The organism is Agromyces cerinus subsp. cerinus (assembly GCF_900142065.1).
In the GTDB taxonomy this organism is placed as follows: domain Bacteria; phylum Actinomycetota; class Actinomycetes; order Actinomycetales; family Microbacteriaceae; genus Agromyces; species Agromyces cerinus.
Genome location: NZ_FSRJ01000003.1, coordinates 1 through 16,477, shown reverse-complemented (window position 1 = coordinate 16,477; position 16,477 = coordinate 1). Strand labels below are relative to the sequence as shown.

The following is a 16,477-nucleotide window of genomic DNA, read 5'->3' as shown; positions in this document are numbered from 1 at the left end:
GGGCATGCCCTTCGACCTCGGCTCCCTGCGGCGCCACCCCGATGTCGAGGGCCCGGGGCTCGAGGCATCGGATGCCGCGGATCGGCTGATCCTCGACGAGGCGACGACGCTCATCCGAGAGGCGGGGGCCGGGGAGATCGTCGTCGTCGACGACTCCTACGGCGCGCTCGCGCTCGCCGCGGCGGATGCCGGCGCACGGTCCGTCCGCGTGCATCAGGACCTGGTGACGGGGGAGCGCGCGCTCGCCGAGAACGCGGCACGGCTGGGCCTCGAAGGCGAGGTGCGAACCGTGCCGCTCGGGCCGGAGCTCGTCGCTGACGCGCGGCTCGTGCTCATGCGCCTGCCGCGATCGCTCGACCGGCTCGACGAGGTGTCGCAGCTCGTCGCCGCGCACGCGCACCCCGAGGTCGTCGTCGTCGCGGGCGGCAGGATCAAGCACATGTCGCTCGCGATGAACGACGTGCTCGGAGGCGGCTTCGGGCGACTCGACGTGAGCCGCGCCCGGCAGAAGTCGCGCGTGCTCCTCGCGCGCGAGCCCCGTCCCTCGACGGAACCCGGATGGCCGCGCAGCACCCGTCATGACGATCTCGGCCTCACCGTCGTCGCGCACGGCGGCGTCTTCGCCGGCACCGGGGTCGACATCGGCACCCGGTTCCTGCTCGATCAGCTCGGCGACGCGGTTCCGGATGCCGCGGCCGCCGTCGATCTCGCGTGCGGCACGGGCGTCGTGGCGTCGTGGCTCGCGCGAACGCGACCCGGGCTGCGGGTGACGGCGACCGATCGTTCGGCGTCGGCCGCGGCATCCGCTCGGCTGACGGCCGAGGCCAACGGGGTCGCCGACCGCGTGCACGTCACCAGGGCCGACGGCCTCGAAGAGCTCGCCGACGCGAGCGAGCGCCTCATCGTGCTGAACCCGCCGTTCCACAGCGACGCGGCGCTCTCGACCGGCATCGCCGCCCACCTCTTCGCCGATGCCGCGCGCGTGCTCGCCCCGGGAGGCGAGCTCTGGTGCGTGTGGAACTCGCACCTCGGGTACCGGCCGCTCCTCGAGCGGGTCGTCGGGCGCACCCGGCAGATCGCCCGGAACCCGAAGTTCACGGTCACGGCCTCACGGCGGGCGGCGTGACCGACGGGGGAGCGGGCCCCGCGCAGGGCGTCACGAGCCGGCACGAGCGGCAGCTCACCCCGGTCGAACGGGCCCTCGACCGCGGCGCGCATCGCCTGCTCGCGGGAGCGTCGGAGCGCGGCATCCGTGCCGGGCTCATCGAGTTCCTCGTGTTCGGCGCGAAGCAGGCCTGGGCCTGCGTGTTCGGCGCGGCCCTGCTCGCCGTGATCGTCGCAGCGCGGCTCTGGTACCCCGACGACGCGGTGCTCGCGCGCAACGACGCGCTCACCATCGCCGCGGTGGTGATCCAGGTCGTGATGGTCGCGACGCGTCTCGAGTCGGGGCGCGAGCTCTGGGTCATCGTGCTGTTCCACATCACGGGAACCGTGATGGAGATCTTCAAGACCGACGTCGGCTCGTGGTCGTACGACGGCGACGGGGTGCTGCGCATCGCCGGGGTGCCGCTCTTCACGGGCTTCATGTACGCGGCCGTCGGCTCGTACATGGTGCGGGTGTACCGGCTCTTCGACCTCGGGTTCACCCGGTACCCGCGGCGCTGGATCACGGTCGTCGTCGCCGTGGCGATCTATGCGAACTTCTTCACGCACCACTTCGTCGTCGACCTGCGCTGGGTGCTGGTCGCGGCGGTCGTCGTGGTGTGGTGGCCGACGGTGATGCACTTCCGCGTCTGGCGGCGCACCCCGCGCATGCCGGTGCTCGCGAGCTTCCTGCTCGTCGCCCTGTTCATCTGGTTCGCCGAGAACATCGGCACGTGGGCGGGCGCCTGGCTCTACCCCGACCAGCTCGACGGCTGGCACCTCGTGTCGCCGTCGAAGCTCGTGTCGTGGTTCCTGCTGATGATCATCTCGGTCGTGCTGGTGACGCTCGTGTACCCGCCGCGTCCGCCGGCATCCGCCGACGCCGACGGGGTGCGGGCGGGCGCACATCGTGTCAGGCTTGGAGCATGACCTCGACGCTCGAGCATCTCGACACCGAAGGCGCCGTGCGCGCCTCGGTCGAGCTGCCCTGGCGCACGGTCGTGTGGGACGACCCCGTGAACCTCATGACCTACGTGAGCTACGTCTTCCGCAGCTACTTCGGCTTCGCGCGTGCGGAGGCCGAGCGGCTCATGCTGCTCGTGCACACCGAGGGGCGCGCCGCCGTGGCCACCGGCAACCGCGAAGCCATGGAGCGGCATGCGCAGGCGATGCACGGCTACGGGCTGCAGGCCACCGTCGAGCGGGTCGAGCCGTGATCGTCGCAGGGCTGGGCGGCGGCGAGGGCGTGCGCATCGTGCTCGAGACCGAAGAGGCGATGCTGCTCTCGGAGCTCGCCGACCAGGTCGACTCGGTGCTCCTGCTCGGCGAGGCCGACGACCCAGCCCTCGGCAGGCTGCTGCCGAACGCGTACCCCGACGACCACGATGCCGCGCACGACTACACCCGCTACACGCGCGACAGCCTCGTCGACGGCAAGCGCCAGGCCGCCCAGCGGGTGCGCGATGCCACCGCGGTCGAGGATCACGGCGGCGTCGTGCAGATCGAGCTCGACCAGTCCGAGGCGTGGGGCTGGCTGACCTTCCTCACCGACCTGCGGCTCATCCTCGCCGAGCGGGTCGGCATCGTCGACGAAGACGAGGCCGATGCCGACGAGACGCGCGACGACTACCTGCGCGCCGCCTACGAATGGGCCGGGTTCGTGCAGGGCTCGATGCTCGAGGTGCTCGACCCGATCAAGGGCTGAGCGTCGCAGGGGCGGGTCGCTCCTGGGGCACGGGTGGCATCTGGCATGCTGATGCCGGAACACCCCGTCGCCGCCGGCACAGCCGGCCCCGCGCGCGGTGCACATCTCGAGGAGCGCCAGTGAGCCGCAACACCACGACCATCGACTTCCCTTCGGCGTCGCCCGTCGCACCCGCCCCGACGTCGATCGGGCGCGTGCTGCGGCATCCGGCGGCGAACGCCGAGTCGCTCGAGTCGATCGCCCTGCTCATCGGGGCAGCGGTCTTCGTCGTCGGTGGCCTCGTCGCCTGGTTCGTGTTCATGGGCAAGGACCTGCCGATCGCCGGCAAGGGCTCGCTCGGCGAGTTCGTCGCATTCGGCTCGGCGATCGCCACCCTCATCGCCTTCCTGCTCGGCCGTCTCTCGCTGCGCACGCGCAGCGCCGCGGGCTTCGCCGATGCCGTGCTGCCGGGCCTCGACGCGCCGGGTGCGCGCATCCACTGGTTCGACCTCACCGCCATCGCACTGGCCCACGCCTTCATCGCGCTGCTCGGCTGGATCGGGCTCGCCGACCTGCTCGAGCAGAGCTTCCAGGGCGCGGTCGTCTTCACGATCCCCGGCGCCGTGCTCGCGGGCGTGGGCATGGCCGTCACCGCCTACGCGGTGTTCCTCTCCGCGGCGCACCTGACGCCGATGCTGCTCTCGTTCGTGCTCGCCCTCTTCCTCGTGGTGGGCGCCCTCGCGAGCATGCTGAGCTCGAGCGATCCGCTCTGGTGGCAGATGAACCTGAGCGCGCTCGGCATGACGAACGACATCTCGGCGCTCGCCTTCAACCTGACCCTCATCATCGCCGGCGTGATCGTCACGACCATCGCGCGCTATGCGACGGCTGCGGTGCCGACGACGACGCGCGCCGAGCTGCGCGGTCGCACCATCGTGCGCGTCGGCATGATCCTCATCGGCATCTTCCTCGCCTGCGTCGGCATCTTCCCGGTCGACCAGTTCTTCGGCCTGCACAACACGGTCGCGACGGGCATGGCCGTCGCCTACGCCGTGCTCGTGATCGGGCTGCGCTGGTTCATCCCGTCGATGCCGAAGGTGTTCATCCTGCTCGGGTACGTCTACGTCGGCGTGATCGTGCTGCTCGCCGTGTTCTTCGCGACCGGGTACTACAACCTCACCGCGGTCGAGCTCGTCGCAGCCGTGCTGATCTTCAGCTGGATCATCGTCTTCCTCCGCAACACCGGCGCGATGCACGGGCAGTCGACGACGGATGTCGCGGCGACGCCGGTCCCGCAGGCCGCCCGGGTGGCGTCGCCGCAGCAGTAGACGGCCCGCTCAGCGGAGTCCGCGGAAGAAGGTGCGGACGTCGTCGACGAGGAGATCGGGAACCTCCATGGCCGGGAAGTGGCCCCCGCGATCGAACTCGGACCAGTGCACCACGTTGTTCTCGCGCTCGGCGACCACGCGGATTCCGAAGTCTCCGGGGAACACCGCGACCCCTGACGGGACGCGGCTCGGCGGAGTCTCCCGACCCCAGCTGGCGCGACCCTCGCGGTAGAGCCTGGCGGCCGACGTCGCGGTGCCGGTGAGCCAGTAGACGCTCACGTTCGTGAGCAGCTGGTCGAGGTCGACGGCGTCCTCGGGCAGTTCGGCTGCGGGGTCGGTCCACTCCGCGAACCGCTCCACGATCCACGCGAGTTGAGCGGCTGGCGAGTCAGAGAGCCCGACTCCGATCGTCTGCGGCCGCGTCGACTGGATGACCGCGTAGCCGGAGCCCTCCTCCATCTGCCGCTGCATGGCGGCGAGGCGTGCCTGCTCGGTCTCGCTCATCTCCGCGAACTCCGCAGGATCCCCCGAGGGGAACCCGAGACTGCCGTTCACGTGCACGCCGACGACGTGCTCCGGGGCGAGCCGTCCGAGCATCGGCGAGATGACCGCGCCGGTGTCGCCGCCCTGGGCGCCGTAGCGCTCGTAGCCGAGCCGGTCCATGAGCTCGGCCCAGGCTCGCGCGATCCGCGACATGTCCCAGCCGGCCTCGTGGGTCGGGCCCGAGAACGCGAAGCCCGGCATCGACGGGGCGACGACGTGGAAGGCATCGGCAGGGTCGCCGCCGTGGGCGCGCGGGTCGGTGAGCGGTCCGATGATCTTCATGAACTCGACGATCGAGCCCGGCCACCCGTGCGTGATGAGGAGCGGCATGGCATCGGGCTCGGGGGAGCGCACGTGCAGGAAGTGCACGTTCTGGCCGTCGATCGTCGTCGTGAACTGCGGGAACCCGTTGAGCGCCGCTTCGTGCTCGCGCCAGTCGAACGTGGTTCGCCAGTGGTCGGCGAGCCCCTGCAGGTAGCCCGTCGGCGTGCCGTACGACCAACCGACGCCCGGCAGTTCGTCGGGCCAGCGCGTGTCGGCCAGGCGGCGGTTCAGGTCGTCGAGCTGCGCCTGGGGGATGTCGATGCGGAAGGGTCGGATCTCGGTGCTGTCGTGAGTCATGCAAGCGACGCTACGGACCCATCCGGTCAGTTCCCGTCCGGTAGCCGAAGCTCGCCGCACGCGTGCCGGAGACGCGAAAGGGTCGGATGCCGAAGCATCCGACCCTCTCAGCTGCAGGTCTGGAATCAGACGGTCTGCGTGGGGTGCGCGAGCGCCTTGGCCTTCAGGAGGTCGAACTCCTGCTGGGTGATGCTGCCGGAGTCGAGGAGGCCCTTGGCCTTCGCGATCTCATCGGACGGGCTGGCGGAGCCGGCGGTCTGACGGATGTACGCGTCGGTCGCGGCCTGCGCCTGCTTGTACTCCTTCTGCGAGCGCTCGGCCATGCCGTTGCCGCGGGCGATCAGGTACACCAGCGCGGTGATGAACGGCACGAAGATCAGGAAGATGATCCACACCGCCTTCCACCAGCCGTTGAGCTTCTGGTCGCGGAACAGGTCGCCGATGATCGCGAAGAGCGCGAAGAGGTAGGCGATGAACGCGAACGCCCAGACGAACCACCAGATCAGCTCCCAGAAATTTTCCCAAAAACTCATGTGCGTGTGCAGCCTTTCACTGTGAATGAACGCCCCCCATAGAGCGCCGCTGAGGTGAACCTATCGCGTGGCGTGCTCGCACGTCCACATGGCGCGCTGCTGCGGCCGTGACTGCGTGACGGCGTGCATCCCCGCGGCGAGGCGCCCGCGCCGGTACTCTCGCATCGGGAGGGGAACCGTGGCGGACTGGGTGGCATCGCTCGACATCGATGGATGGAGTCTCGGCTTCGCCGCGCTCACGGCGATCGCGACCTGGGTGCTCGCCGTGCTCGCCCGAAAGGCCACCCGCAGCCTCCTCGCCAAGGTGCCCGCGCTCACTCCGGCGATGCAGACGCTCATCGTGCGGGTCGTGAACTACGCGATCATCCTGCTCGGCGTCGGCATCGCGCTCAGTTTCTTCGGTGCGTCCATCCAGCCGCTCATCGCCGTCGCGATCATCGTCGGCGTCGTGCTCGTGCTGGTGCTGCGCGGCATCGCCGACAACTTCGCCGCGGGCGTGGTGCTGCAGACCCGCCGGCCGATCGCGATCGGCGACGAGATCGAGAGCGACGGCACCGTCGGGATCGTGCAGGAGCTGAACGGCCGCGCGGTCGTCGTGCGCACCGTGGACGGGCAGACCGTGCACCTGCCGAACGCCGACGTGCTGCAGAACCCGCTCGTGAACAACTCCGCCCACGGTGCACGCCGCAGCACCGTCGAGGTGCGGCTCGCGAACGCCCCCGGCGGGCCGTCCGTCGACGACGCCGGCTCGGCCGCCGTCGACGCGGCCACCGCCGCGACGGGAGTGCATCGTCATGAGCCGCTCGTCATCCGCACCATCGCACGCACGCCGACGCGCACCGTGCTCCACCTCCAGTTCTGGCACCACCCGCTGCACGGCGTCGCCGTGCGCTCCGCGGTCGTCGATGCCGTCGCCGACGCGCTGGCGTCCCGTTCATTCGACGCAGTGGTCACGAGCGATGTGCCCGCCACGCCCCTCACCCCTGCAGACAGGATCTGACCGTGAGCCTCGCCATCCCGCCGCGCGACCCCGAGGTCACGCCCAAGCGACTCCTCATCCTCGCCGTCCCGGCACTCGCGATCGGCGTCCTCTCCGCGCTCGTGCTCTGGGCGCTCAACAGCGTCGCGGCCGTGCTCGACTCGGCGCTGTGGGATGGCATCCCCGGTGCGCTCGGCGTCGATCCGTCGGGGTGGTGGATCGTGCTCGTGCTCACCCTCACCGGTCTCGCGGTGGGGCTCGTGCTGCAGTTCATGCCCGGGCACGGCGGCTCCGACTCGGCGACGACCGAGCTCGTCGAGCCGCCGCAACCGCTGGGGAACCTGCCGAGCCTCGTCATCGTCACGGTGCTGGCCCTCGCGGGCGGAGTGAGCCTCGGCCCCGAGAACCCGATCATCGCCGTGAACACGGCCATCATGGTCGCGATGGTCGCGCGGCTGATGCCCTCCGTGCCCATGCAGCTCACCGTGCTGCTCGCCGCGTCCGGCACGATCGGCGCGCTGTTCGGCACGCCGGTGGCGGCGGCCCTCGTCTTCACGGGGATCGTCGCCGCCCTGAAGTCCGGCGGCGCCCTGTGGGATCGGCTCTTCCTCCCGCTCGCCGCCGCCGGGGCCGGCTCGTTCACGATGCGCCTGCTCGGTCAGCCGGCGTTCGCGTTCGACATCCCCGTCTACGGGGCTCCGCAGGCGCTCGACCTGCTCACCGGCACCATCGTGGCGGTCGGTGCGGTCGTCATCGGACTCGCGATGCTCGCAGCGTTCCCGATCGTCTACCGGGCGATGCACTCACTGCGGTATCCCGTGATCGTCGCGACGGCCGGCGGCCTGTTGCTCGGACTCCTCGGCCTGCTCGGCGGGCCCATCACGATGTTCAAGGGCCTCGATCAGGTCGGCGAGCTGCTGCAGGACCCCGACAAGTACGACGCGGGCCAGCTCGCCGCGATGGCGGGGATCAAGATCGTCGCGTTGCTCGTCGCGGCGAGCGCGATGTTCCGCGGCGGTCGGGTCTTCCCGGCGACCTTCATCGGCGTGGCGCTCGGCATGCTCGGGCATGCCCTGATCCCGTCGCTTCCGCTCGGCCTGGCCGTCGGATGCGCCGTGGTCGGCGTGCTCCTCGTCGTGACCCGCGACGGATGGATCTCGATATTCGTCGCCGTCGCGATCGCGGGCGACATCACGATCCTGCCGATGCTCTGCATCATCGTGCTGCCCGCCTGGCTCCTCGTGTCCGGCGCCCCCGAGTTCCGCATCGCCGCGCCGAAGCAGGATCCCGCGTCGGCGTCGACTCCATCGCCTCCGGTCGCCGCCGACTGACGCGGCGCCGCTACGCGGCGTTCCACGAGCGGTACCGCGAGGCATCCGCTCGCTAGTGTCGTTCTGAGCAGACGGAGGGGGTACCGGTGCAGAAACCGCTGGCAGGGCTCAACAGGAAGAACATCGCGCGCGAATTGACCGCCGGTGTCACCCTGCTCGCGATCGCCATTCCGCTGAACATCGGCTACGCGCAGATCGCCGGGTTGCCGCCGACCGCGGGCCTCTACGCGCTCATCGTGCCCACCATCGTCTATGCGCTCGTCGTGTCGTCGCGTCAGCTGATCGTGTCGCCGGATGCCGCGGCAGCCGCCCTCGTCGCCTCATCCATCGGCGGGCTCGCGACCGCCGGCAGCGCCGACTACGCGACGCTCGCGCTCGCGCAGGCGATCATCTGCGGCATCCTCTTCGTGCTCATGTCGGTGTTCAAGCTGGGCTTCATCGCGAACTTCCTCTCGAAGCCGATCCTCGTGGGTTTCGTGGGCGGCCTCGCGCTCGACATCCTCGTCAGCCAGATCGCGAAGATGCTCGGCGTGAAGATCGACTCGGGCGGCGAGTTCGTCGACAAGGTCGTCGGCCTCGTGACCGGCCTCGGCACGACGAACCCGTGGTCGCTCCTCATCGCGGCGGTCTCGGTCGCCGTGCTGATCGTCGGCCAGCGGTTCCTGCGGCTCGTGCCGTGGGCGCTCATCGTGCTGATCGTGGCGACGGTCGTGGTCGTGCTCGCCGATCTCGACGACGCCGGCGTCGACGTGCTCGGCGAGGTGCCGGCAGGGCCGCCGGCGTTCACCTGGCCGGTCATCGACTGGTCGATGTGGCTCATGCTCGTGCCGTCGGCGATCGCGCTCACGATGGTCACCACGGCCGAGGGCCTGCTCGTCTCCCGGTCGTACGGCGAGAAGAACAATTACACGACGCGGCCGAACCGCGACCTCTTCGCGTTCGGTGTCGCGAACGTCGCAGCGGGTGCGAGCGGCAGCTTCGCCATGGGCTCCTCGACCTCGCGCACCGCGGCGATGGACCAGGCGGGCTCGCGAACCCAGCTGCCGTCGCTCGTGCTCGCGGTCGGCACGCTCCTGCTCCTGCTCTTCGGCACCGCACTGCTCGCCGACATCCCGTCGCCTGCGATCGGTGCCATCGTGGGCGTCGCGATCCTGCCGCTGCTCGGCATCAGGGACTTCCGCATGCTGTGGCGGGTCGACCGCTTCGAGTTCGCGATCGCCGCGGTCTGCTTCCTCGTGACGCTCTTCGTCGGCTCGATCGCGGGCATCGTCGTGGCGTTCGTGCTGGCCCTCATCAACCTCGCCAAGCGCGCGGCGAACCCGCCGATCGACGTGCTCGCCGCCGGCGACTCGCCGGCCGAGAGCCTCCTCGGCGAGGCGCCCGTCGGCACCATGACGGCGCCCGGCGTGATCGTGATCCGGCTCGCGGCGCCGCTCTTCTTCGCCAACGGCTCGGTGTTCGACGACGCCGTGAAGAAGGCGGTGAAGGCCGTGCCCGAGGGCACGGTGCAGCACGTCGTCATCGACATGGAGGCCGTCACCGACGTCGACGTGACCGGTGCAGAGAGCTTCACCGCGCTCGTCGCGTGGCTCGACGCACGCAGCATCGAGCTCGAGTTCAGCCGGGTGCGGCCCGATGCGCGCGAGCGACTGACCGATCTCGGCCTGCTCGGCGACCGCCGCATCTTCGACACCAATCGCGCCGCGATCGCGGGGCTCTCGAGCACGCCGCAGCAGTAGACGACGGCGGCGTTGCCGCCAGACAGGAGTACACACCCATGGGCGAGGTCATCGGCGGAATCCTTCCGCTCGCACTCGGCATCGCGATCAGCCCGATCCCGATCATCGCGGCGATCCTCATGCTGCTCTCGCCGAAGGCGAAGGGCACGAGCGTCGGCTTCCTCATCGGCTGGGTGCTCGGCATCGTCGTCGCGGTCGTCGTGTTCACGCTGCTCGCCTCGATCATCCCCGAGCAGGATCCGGATGCGGCGAAGCCGATCGCCGGCGTGATCAAGCTCCTCCTCGGCGCGGGCCTGCTCTTCCTCGCCCTGAAGCAGTGGCGCAGCCGGCCGAAGGACGGCGAGGCGGCGGCGCTGCCGAAGTGGATGTCGGCGATCGACTCGATGACGACCATGCGCGGTGCGGTGCTCGGCTTCCTGCTCTCCGCCGTCAACCCGAAGAACCTGCTCATGGCCGCCGGCGCCGGCGTGCTCATCGGCACCGCCGGCCTGAACGGCGGCGAGATCACGCTCGTGATCGTGATCTTCGTGATCATCGCCGCCTGCTCGGTCGCGGTGCCCGTGATCGCCTACCTCGTCGCCTCCACGAAGATGGCGGCGCCGCTCGAGTCGTTGCGCGGCTGGCTCGTGCAGAACAACGCGACCGTCATGGCGGTGCTCCTCCTCGTCATCGGCGTGGTGATGATCGGCAAGGGAATCGGGAGCTTCTGATGACGGATGCCGCGGGGCCGGGCCCCTCCGCAGACGAGGCGCCGACCGGGGCGACGGTCGAATCCCCGCTCGGGGCGACGACCGAGTCGTCGACCCGGCCTCCCGCCGGCACGCCTGCCTCACCGACGGCCGCAGCCGCGGGCACGGCCGTCGCCGAGCCCGTGCAGGGGCAGCGCCCGGCGGTCGAGCCGCCCTCGCCGTCGGTCCGCGTCGCCGCGGGCGGCCTCGCCCACGGCACCCGGGTGCTCATCACGATCGCCGCCGCGTGCATCGTCTTCGCCGGGGTGTGGTTCGCCCGCGACATCCTCGCCCCCGCCGCGGTCGCCGCGGTCGTGGTGATCATCGCCCACCCGGTGCGCCGACCGCTCGAGCGTCGCGGCTGGCCGAGCTGGCTCGCGACGACGGCGGTCATCGTGGTCGCGTACCTGATCCTCGCGATCCTCAGCACGCTGCTCGTCGTGGCATCCGCGCAGTTCATCGGCCTGCTGCCCGACTACGCCGACGAGCTGACGACGACCGTGCAGGCCGTGTACGACTGGCTGACCTCGCTCGGCATGACGAGCGAAGCCGCGTCGTCGGCGGCCGCCGCGATCGACCCGAAGACGCTGCTCGGCTTCGCCGCAGGCGTCGCCGATGCCGTGCTCGGCGCCGCGACCGCGTTCTTCTTCGTGCTGGCGTACGTCATCTTCATGGCGGCGGATGCCTCGAGCCTCAGCCGGGGCGACCGGGTCTTCGGCACCGCGACGGGCGACACGATCGGCACGCGCTACTTCTCGGGCGTGCGACGCTACTACGTCGTGAACGCGAGCTTCGGGCTCGTCGTCGCCGTGCTCGACGGCCTGTTCCTCTGGTGGATCGGCGTGCCGATCCCCATCGTGTGGGCGATCCTCGCGTTCGTCACGAACTTCATCCCGAACATCGGCTTCGTGATCGGCCTGATCCCTCCGGCCGTGCTCGCGCTGGTGGTCGGCGGATGGCCGCTCGCGCTCGCGGTGGTGGCCGCGTACTGCGTCATCAACGTCGTGCTGCAGGTGCTGGTGCAGCCGAAGTTCGTGAGCGACGCAGTGGGCCTGAGCCTCACGCTGACGTTCTTCTCCGTCGTGTTCTGGACGCTCGTGATCGGCCCCATCGGGGCGATCCTCTGCATCCCGCTGACGCTGCTCGTGCGTGCGCTGCTGCTCGAACCCGACCGAGGGGCGGTCGCGCTCAGAAGGCTCTCGGGCGACCCGCACCCCGAGCGAACCTGAGGTTCGCCGGGGATTCACCGCGCCGCTCTGGCGCACGGGGCCTGCGCGCGCGTAGTCTGCAACCACGTGAGATTGGGGAGACCATGGCGGAGTTCGAATACGGCCCTGTGGAGCTGTATCTGGTGGGGTTCGAGGGAGACCGGCCGGACCCGGGCACTCTCGAGGCGATCGGCGAGTTGGTCGAGGGCGGTGAGATCCGGCTGCTCGACTTCCTCGTGATCTCGCGCGAGCTCGACGGCTCGGTGCTGATCACCGAATTCGAAGAAGTGAGCGACGAGTACGGGTTCGGCACGGTCGAGCTCGAGGCGATCGGCCTCGTCGCCGAAGAAGACGCCCACGAGCTCGCCCAGGGCATTCCGCCGGGCACCTCGGGCGCACTGCTCGCGATCGAGCTCGTGTGGGCGAAGCGACTGGCATCGAGGTTCGCCCAGTCGGGCGGACTCGTGCTGCAGACCGAACGCATTCCGGCACCCGTCGTGAACGCCGCGCTCGCAGAAGCCGAAGGGGAGTAGATCATGCCACTCAGGAGAATGGGACGCCCGGGACTGATCGGCATGGCCGCTCGTACCGCCGTCGTTGCCGGCACCGCCACCGCCGTCAGCGGCAGCGTGCAGCGACACCAGCAGGCCAAGGCCCAAGACCAGTACGAGCAGCAGCAGTACGAGGCGCAGCAGCAGCAGGCGCAGATGAATGCCGCGGCCCAGCAGGCCGTCGCGCAGCAGCAGGCGGCAGCCCCCGCGGCTCCCGCGGCGCCGGCCGTCGACGTGGTCGCCGAGCTGCAGAAGCTCGCCGCGCTGCAGCAGCAGGGCATCCTCTCGCCAGAAGAGTTCGCTGCCGCCAAGGCGAAGCTGCTCGCCTGACCGGCCGGCGGCTGCGAGCCTCATGCGAGTCCTGTCACGGCATCCGCTCGGTTGCCGGCGCTGAGTCATGACCGTCACCCTGAGGGGACTGTCCACCGCGGTACCGGCGACGGTGCTCGTGCAAGACGAGGTGCGCGACGTGTTCGCGGCCCAGCCCGGCCTCGGCCGGCTGGGCCAGCGGATCGTCGCCACCTCGTTCAACGTCTCGGGCATCGAACGCCGGCACTCGGTGCTCGAAGAGCTGCGCTGGGACGCGCATCCCGAAGACCCGGTGTTCTTCGACGCCGAGTCGGGAGAGCTGCTGCTGCCGGGCACCAAGGTGCGCAACGAGCTCTACGCCGAGCACGCCACGCGGCTCTACGTCGAGGCGGGTCGCGCCGCCATCGAGGCGACGCCGGGCATCGAGGCATCCGATGTCACGCATGTCATCACCGTCTCGTGCACGGGCTTCTACGCGCCCGGCCCCGACTTCATGATCGCCCGCGATCTGGGCCTGAACCCCGGCGTCGAGCGGTACCACCTCGGGTTCATGGGCTGCTATGCGTCGATTCCGGCGCTGCGCATCGCGTCGCAGCTGGCGAAGGCCGATGCCTCGGCGGTCGTGCTCGTCGTCTCGGTCGAGCTCTGCACGCTGCACCTGCGCGCGTCGAACGACCCCGACACGATCGTCGCCTCGTCGCTCTTCGCCGACGGCGCGGGTTCGGCGATCGTCACGGCGCGGCCGACCGAACCGGGCGAGCGGGCCTTCGACCTCGACCGCTTCGCGACCCGCATCACGCCGGTCGGCGAGGGCGACATGGCGTGGAAGATCGGCGACCACGGCTTCGAGATGGTGCTCTCGAACGCCATTCCGGCGATCATCGACGAGCACATCACCGGGGCGCTCGAGCCGCTCTTCGCGCACGACGAGGCGCTCGCGGCGGCGCTCGCCGGCGAAGGGTCGAGCGAGGCGATCGAGCACTGGGCGATCCACCCGGGCGGGCGCAGCATCCTCGACAAGGTCGAGTCGCGGCTCGGCCTCACCGAGGCGCAGCTCGTGCCGGCGCGCGACACCCTGCGCGACTACGGCAACATGTCGAGCGCGACGGTGCTGTTCGTGCTGCGGCACATCCTCGACTCGGATGCCGCCGTCGACGGCGACCGGGTCGCCGCCATGGCGTTCGGGCCTGGGCTGACGGTCGAGTCGGCGCTCCTGACCGTTCGGGTGTGAGCGTGGCGCCGGTGTCGCCGATCGGGCTGGGGGCGCGTGACGCCGACGTGCAGGAGCTCATGGACGGCCCCGACGCCGACCCCGTGATGCTCGCGAAGACGTACGAGCGCTTCCGGCTCGTGAACGCCGTCGTCTCGGGGGAGCGCGCCGTCTACGCGCGGTGGATCCGGCCGCGGCTCTCGCCGGTCTGGCGTACACGGCTGCTCGACATCGGCTCGGGCAGCGCCGACCTGCCGCGTCGCCTGCTGCGATGGGCGGGCGAAGACGGCCTGCGTCTCGAGATCACCGCGATCGATCCAGACGCGCGGGCGATGGCGTGGGCCTCGGCCCGGCCGCCGACGCCCGGCCTGACGCTCCGGCGTGCCATGAGCGGCGACCTCGTCGACGAGGGCGAGCACTTCGACCTCGTGGTCTCGAACCACGTGCTGCACCACCTCGGCGGCCACGAGTTCGGGGCGCTGCTGCGCGACAGCGAGCGCCTGCTCGGTCCCGGCGGACTCGCGGTGCACGGCGACATCGAGCGCACGCGGCTCGGCTACGCGGGATTCTGGCTCGGCACGCTGCCGTTCTCGGGCAACCTGCTCGCGGGCTCGTACATCCGCCCCGACGGCCTCACCTCCATCCGCCGCAGTCACACCGCGGGCGAGCTCGCGCCAGTGCTGCCCGATGGCTGGGGCGTGCGCCGGGCGTTCCCTTCGCGGCTCGAGGTGGTCTGGGGAGCGGATGCCTGAGGCATCCGCCGCCCCGCAGCATGACGTCGCGCCCGACGTCATGCACGACGTCGTCATCGTGGGCGGGGGCCCGGTCGGGCTGCTGCTCGCGTGCCTGCTCGCGCAGCGCGGTCGTGATGTCGCGGTGCTCGAGCGGCGCACCGAGCGATCGGGGCGCTCGCGGGCGATCGGCATCCACCCTCCGGGGCTGCGCGCGCTCGGCCGGGTCGGACTCGAGGCCGAGGCGCGGGCCTCCGGCGTCGAGATCCGCGACGGACGCGTCACGTGCGAAGGCCGAGTGCTCGGCTCGATGTCGTTCGCGAGGGCAGGGTCGGTGTGGTCGCTGCCGCAGCTCGAGACCGAGGCGATGCTCGAACGCCGGCTCGCCGACCTCGCTCCCGGGGCGCTCGCGCCCGGCGTGGAGGTGCGGGGGCTCCGCGACCTCGGCACGCACGTCCAGGTGACCGGCGACCGTGGCGGCGAGACGGTCACGGTGCTCGCCCGCTACGTCGTCGGGGCCGACGGCGTGCGCAGCGGCATCCGCGACCTCGTGGGCATCGGCTGGGCGTCGAAGCCCGGCCGCGCGCACTACGTGATGGGCGACACGCGCGACGACACGGGTGAGCCGTCGACGGCGCTGCTCCACTTCGAGCCCGCGGGCGTCGTCGAGTCGTTCCCGCTCCCGGGCGGGAGACGCCGCTGGGTCGCCTGGGTGCGCCGACCTCCTCGGGAGGCCGTCGCGTCGCAGCTCGCGACGATCGTCGCGTCGCGCGTCGAGGGCCGCTTCGACCCCGAGGCGGCGGGGGAGCCGAGCGTGTTCGAGGCGCGGCAGCACCTGGCCGAGCGGATGCACCGTGGCCGCGTCGCCCTCGCCGGCGATGCCGCCCACGAGATCAGCCCCATCGGCGGGCAGGGCATGAACCTCGGCTGGCTCGACGCCCTGCTCCTCGATCGCGAGCTCGAGCACGCGATCGAGTCGGGCGCGCCCTACGAGGCGTTCGAGCGCTACGACCGCACGCGCCGGGCGTCGGCGGCGCGGGCCATCCGTCAGGCCGCGTTCAACATGCGCATGGGGGCGCCGGCCGCGGGGGCGCGACTGCGGGTTCGCAACGCCGCCGTGCGCACGCTCGCCGTGCCGCCGCTCCGGGCAGTACTTGCGCGCGCGTTCACGATGCGCTGGCTGTAGACGATGTGGAGTGACCCCTCCGCGGTGAGGAGGTCGTGGGTCGGGGCCTCGCTCACAACGCCGCGGGCCGGCGAAGCGCCTCGTTCCCCTGCTCGAAGAGCCGGACTCGCCGATTCGCTTCACGTAACCGGGGCGTCTGCGCGCCGTGACTCCGGGGGCGGGGCACCGTCCTTGGTATCGGCCTTCTTCAACCAGTTCCTTTGCAGGCATGTCTCGCCGATCCTGAGGCCGTTGGACCTCCGTCAAGGTGCCGCACGTTTGCGAGCGACCGCGGCGACGGCCTTCGTGTGTTTTCTGGGGTCACGGGTGCGACACGCCCGGGATGCACGCAGGGTTTGCGCACTGCTCGGGTTTCCTCGTATTGTTGTCCTTCGTTGCCCCACAGGAGCGCAGAGCGGGATTGCTGGAAAGCGTCTGGTTCTCCTCCTCAAGTTGGCACGAAGATCCCAAACCAAGTTGTTTCGTCTTCTTGTGTTTGAAGCGTTCGGATGCGTCCCTGGTGGGATGGCCGGATGAGAACGAAGAGCTCCGGTGTGCGGCCTGTTTCGGGTTGGTGTGTCGGGTGCGTCCGTTCCTTGAGAACTCAACAGCGTGCACTATGTTCAATGCCAAATTATTGAACCCCGACCCCATCGTTTGGTGGGGGGAGGATT

The 16,477-nt window shown here is 70.6% G+C and carries 17 protein-coding genes; 15 read left to right on the top strand and 2 right to left on the bottom strand.

What is annotated here, in order from left to right:
- Positions 1–4 precede the first annotated feature (4 nt).
- From BUR99_RS10500 to BUR99_RS10480, 5 genes are all read left to right on the top strand, one after another.
- Positions 5–1,126, top strand: coding sequence for a class I SAM-dependent methyltransferase (locus tag BUR99_RS10500; protein WP_074260364.1), 1,122 nt, complete (start codon positions 5–7; stop codon positions 1,124–1,126).
- On the top strand, positions 1,123–2,073 hold the full coding sequence (locus BUR99_RS10495; protein WP_074260363.1) for a DUF817 domain-containing protein: 951 nt from the start codon (positions 1,123–1,125) through the stop codon (positions 2,071–2,073). Before BUR99_RS10500 ends, BUR99_RS10495 begins: the two co-directional genes overlap by 4 nt.
- Positions 2,070–2,360, top strand: coding sequence for an ATP-dependent Clp protease adapter ClpS (gene clpS, locus BUR99_RS10490; protein WP_074260362.1), 291 nt, complete (start codon positions 2,070–2,072; stop codon positions 2,358–2,360). The genes BUR99_RS10495 and clpS overlap by 4 nt, the downstream gene beginning before the upstream one ends.
- Entirely contained in the window at positions 2,357–2,848 is a 492-nt protein-coding gene (locus tag BUR99_RS10485; RefSeq protein WP_074260361.1) for a DUF2017 family protein, read from the top strand. Before clpS ends, BUR99_RS10485 begins: the two co-directional genes overlap by 4 nt.
- A gap of 119 nt (positions 2,849–2,967) precedes the next feature.
- Positions 2,968–4,155: a DUF998 domain-containing protein gene (locus tag BUR99_RS10480; RefSeq protein ID WP_074260360.1), complete on the top strand. Its 1,188-nt coding sequence runs from the start codon at positions 2,968–2,970 to the stop codon at positions 4,153–4,155.
- A gap of 9 nt (positions 4,156–4,164) precedes the next feature.
- Here BUR99_RS10480 and BUR99_RS10475 read toward each other — a convergent pair whose 3' ends face one another.
- Positions 4,165–5,319 (bottom strand): epoxide hydrolase family protein, encoded by a 1,155-nt coding sequence (locus BUR99_RS10475; protein WP_074260359.1) that lies wholly within the window; start codon positions 5,317–5,319, stop codon positions 4,165–4,167.
- A 125-nt stretch (positions 5,320–5,444) separates the two neighbouring features.
- A complete protein-coding gene (locus BUR99_RS10470; protein ID WP_074260358.1) occupies positions 5,445–5,852 on the bottom strand; it encodes an SHOCT domain-containing protein in 408 nt (135 codons plus the stop codon).
- A gap of 178 nt (positions 5,853–6,030) precedes the next feature.
- On the opposite strand from BUR99_RS10470, the gene BUR99_RS10465 reads away from it, so the two are divergent.
- The 10 genes from BUR99_RS10465 to BUR99_RS10420 all read left to right on the top strand — a co-directional run bounded on the left by BUR99_RS10465 (position 6,031) and on the right by BUR99_RS10420 (position 15,824).
- Positions 6,031–6,852, top strand: a complete 822-nt coding sequence (locus tag BUR99_RS10465) for a mechanosensitive ion channel family protein (RefSeq protein ID WP_159440983.1) — start codon at positions 6,031–6,033, stop codon at positions 6,850–6,852.
- Positions 6,853–6,854: 2 nt separating this feature from the next.
- Complete coding sequence (locus BUR99_RS10460; protein WP_074260356.1) at positions 6,855–8,162, top strand: ion channel protein; 1,308 nt, start codon at positions 6,855–6,857, stop codon at positions 8,160–8,162.
- Between the two features lie 86 nt (positions 8,163–8,248).
- The gene (locus tag BUR99_RS10455; protein ID WP_074260355.1) at positions 8,249–9,901 is read left to right on the top strand and encodes a SulP family inorganic anion transporter; all 1,653 of its coding nucleotides are present in this window, start codon (positions 8,249–8,251) and stop codon (positions 9,899–9,901) included.
- A gap of 38 nt (positions 9,902–9,939) precedes the next feature.
- Positions 9,940–10,611: a GAP family protein gene (locus tag BUR99_RS10450; RefSeq protein ID WP_074260354.1), complete on the top strand. Its 672-nt coding sequence runs from the start codon at positions 9,940–9,942 to the stop codon at positions 10,609–10,611.
- Positions 10,611–11,858, top strand: a complete 1,248-nt coding sequence (locus BUR99_RS10445) for an AI-2E family transporter (protein WP_084183919.1) — start codon at positions 10,611–10,613, stop codon at positions 11,856–11,858. Before BUR99_RS10450 ends, BUR99_RS10445 begins: the two co-directional genes overlap by 1 nt.
- 83 nt (positions 11,859–11,941) lie before the next feature.
- Positions 11,942–12,370 carry a DUF6325 family protein gene (locus BUR99_RS10440; RefSeq protein ID WP_056007422.1) on the top strand — a complete coding sequence of 143 codons (429 nt, stop codon included), beginning with the start codon at positions 11,942–11,944 and terminating at the stop codon, positions 12,368–12,370.
- 3 nt (positions 12,371–12,373) lie between these two features.
- Complete coding sequence (locus BUR99_RS10435; RefSeq protein ID WP_074260353.1) at positions 12,374–12,718, top strand: SHOCT domain-containing protein; 345 nt, start codon at positions 12,374–12,376, stop codon at positions 12,716–12,718.
- A 67-nt stretch (positions 12,719–12,785) separates the two neighbouring features.
- Positions 12,786–13,928, top strand: a complete 1,143-nt coding sequence (locus tag BUR99_RS10430) for a type III polyketide synthase (RefSeq protein ID WP_074260352.1) — start codon at positions 12,786–12,788, stop codon at positions 13,926–13,928.
- Positions 13,925–14,659, top strand: coding sequence for a methyltransferase domain-containing protein (locus BUR99_RS10425; RefSeq protein ID WP_234980819.1), 735 nt, complete (start codon positions 13,925–13,927; stop codon positions 14,657–14,659). Before BUR99_RS10430 ends, BUR99_RS10425 begins: the two co-directional genes overlap by 4 nt.
- Positions 14,652–15,824: an FAD-dependent oxidoreductase gene (locus BUR99_RS10420; RefSeq protein WP_159440982.1), complete on the top strand. Its 1,173-nt coding sequence runs from the start codon at positions 14,652–14,654 to the stop codon at positions 15,822–15,824. The genes BUR99_RS10425 and BUR99_RS10420 overlap by 8 nt, the downstream gene beginning before the upstream one ends.
- Positions 15,825–16,477: the final 653 nt, after the last annotated feature.

What these genes read in the sequence shown, in the direction of transcription:
- BUR99_RS10500 (WP_074260364.1), top strand. Translation starts at nt 5, where the DNA reads ATGCCCTTCGACCTCGGCTCCCTGCGGCGCCACCCCGATGTCGAGGGC.
- clpS (WP_074260362.1), top strand. Translation starts at nt 2,070, where the DNA reads ATGACCTCGACGCTCGAGCATCTCGACACCGAAGGCGCCGTGCGCGCC.
- BUR99_RS10475 (WP_074260359.1), bottom strand. Translation starts at nt 5,319, where the DNA reads ATGACTCACGACAGCACCGAGATCCGACCCTTCCGCATCGACATCCCC.
- BUR99_RS10470 (WP_074260358.1), bottom strand. Translation starts at nt 5,852, where the DNA reads ATGAGTTTTTGGGAAAATTTCTGGGAGCTGATCTGGTGGTTCGTCTGG.
- BUR99_RS10450 (WP_074260354.1), top strand. Translation starts at nt 9,940, where the DNA reads ATGGGCGAGGTCATCGGCGGAATCCTTCCGCTCGCACTCGGCATCGCG.
- BUR99_RS10445 (WP_084183919.1), top strand. Translation starts at nt 10,611, where the DNA reads ATGACGGATGCCGCGGGGCCGGGCCCCTCCGCAGACGAGGCGCCGACC.
- BUR99_RS10440 (WP_056007422.1), top strand. Translation starts at nt 11,942, where the DNA reads ATGGCGGAGTTCGAATACGGCCCTGTGGAGCTGTATCTGGTGGGGTTC.
- BUR99_RS10435 (WP_074260353.1), top strand. Translation starts at nt 12,374, where the DNA reads ATGCCACTCAGGAGAATGGGACGCCCGGGACTGATCGGCATGGCCGCT.
- BUR99_RS10430 (WP_074260352.1), top strand. Translation starts at nt 12,786, where the DNA reads ATGACCGTCACCCTGAGGGGACTGTCCACCGCGGTACCGGCGACGGTG.
- BUR99_RS10420 (WP_159440982.1), top strand. Translation starts at nt 14,652, where the DNA reads ATGCCTGAGGCATCCGCCGCCCCGCAGCATGACGTCGCGCCCGACGTC.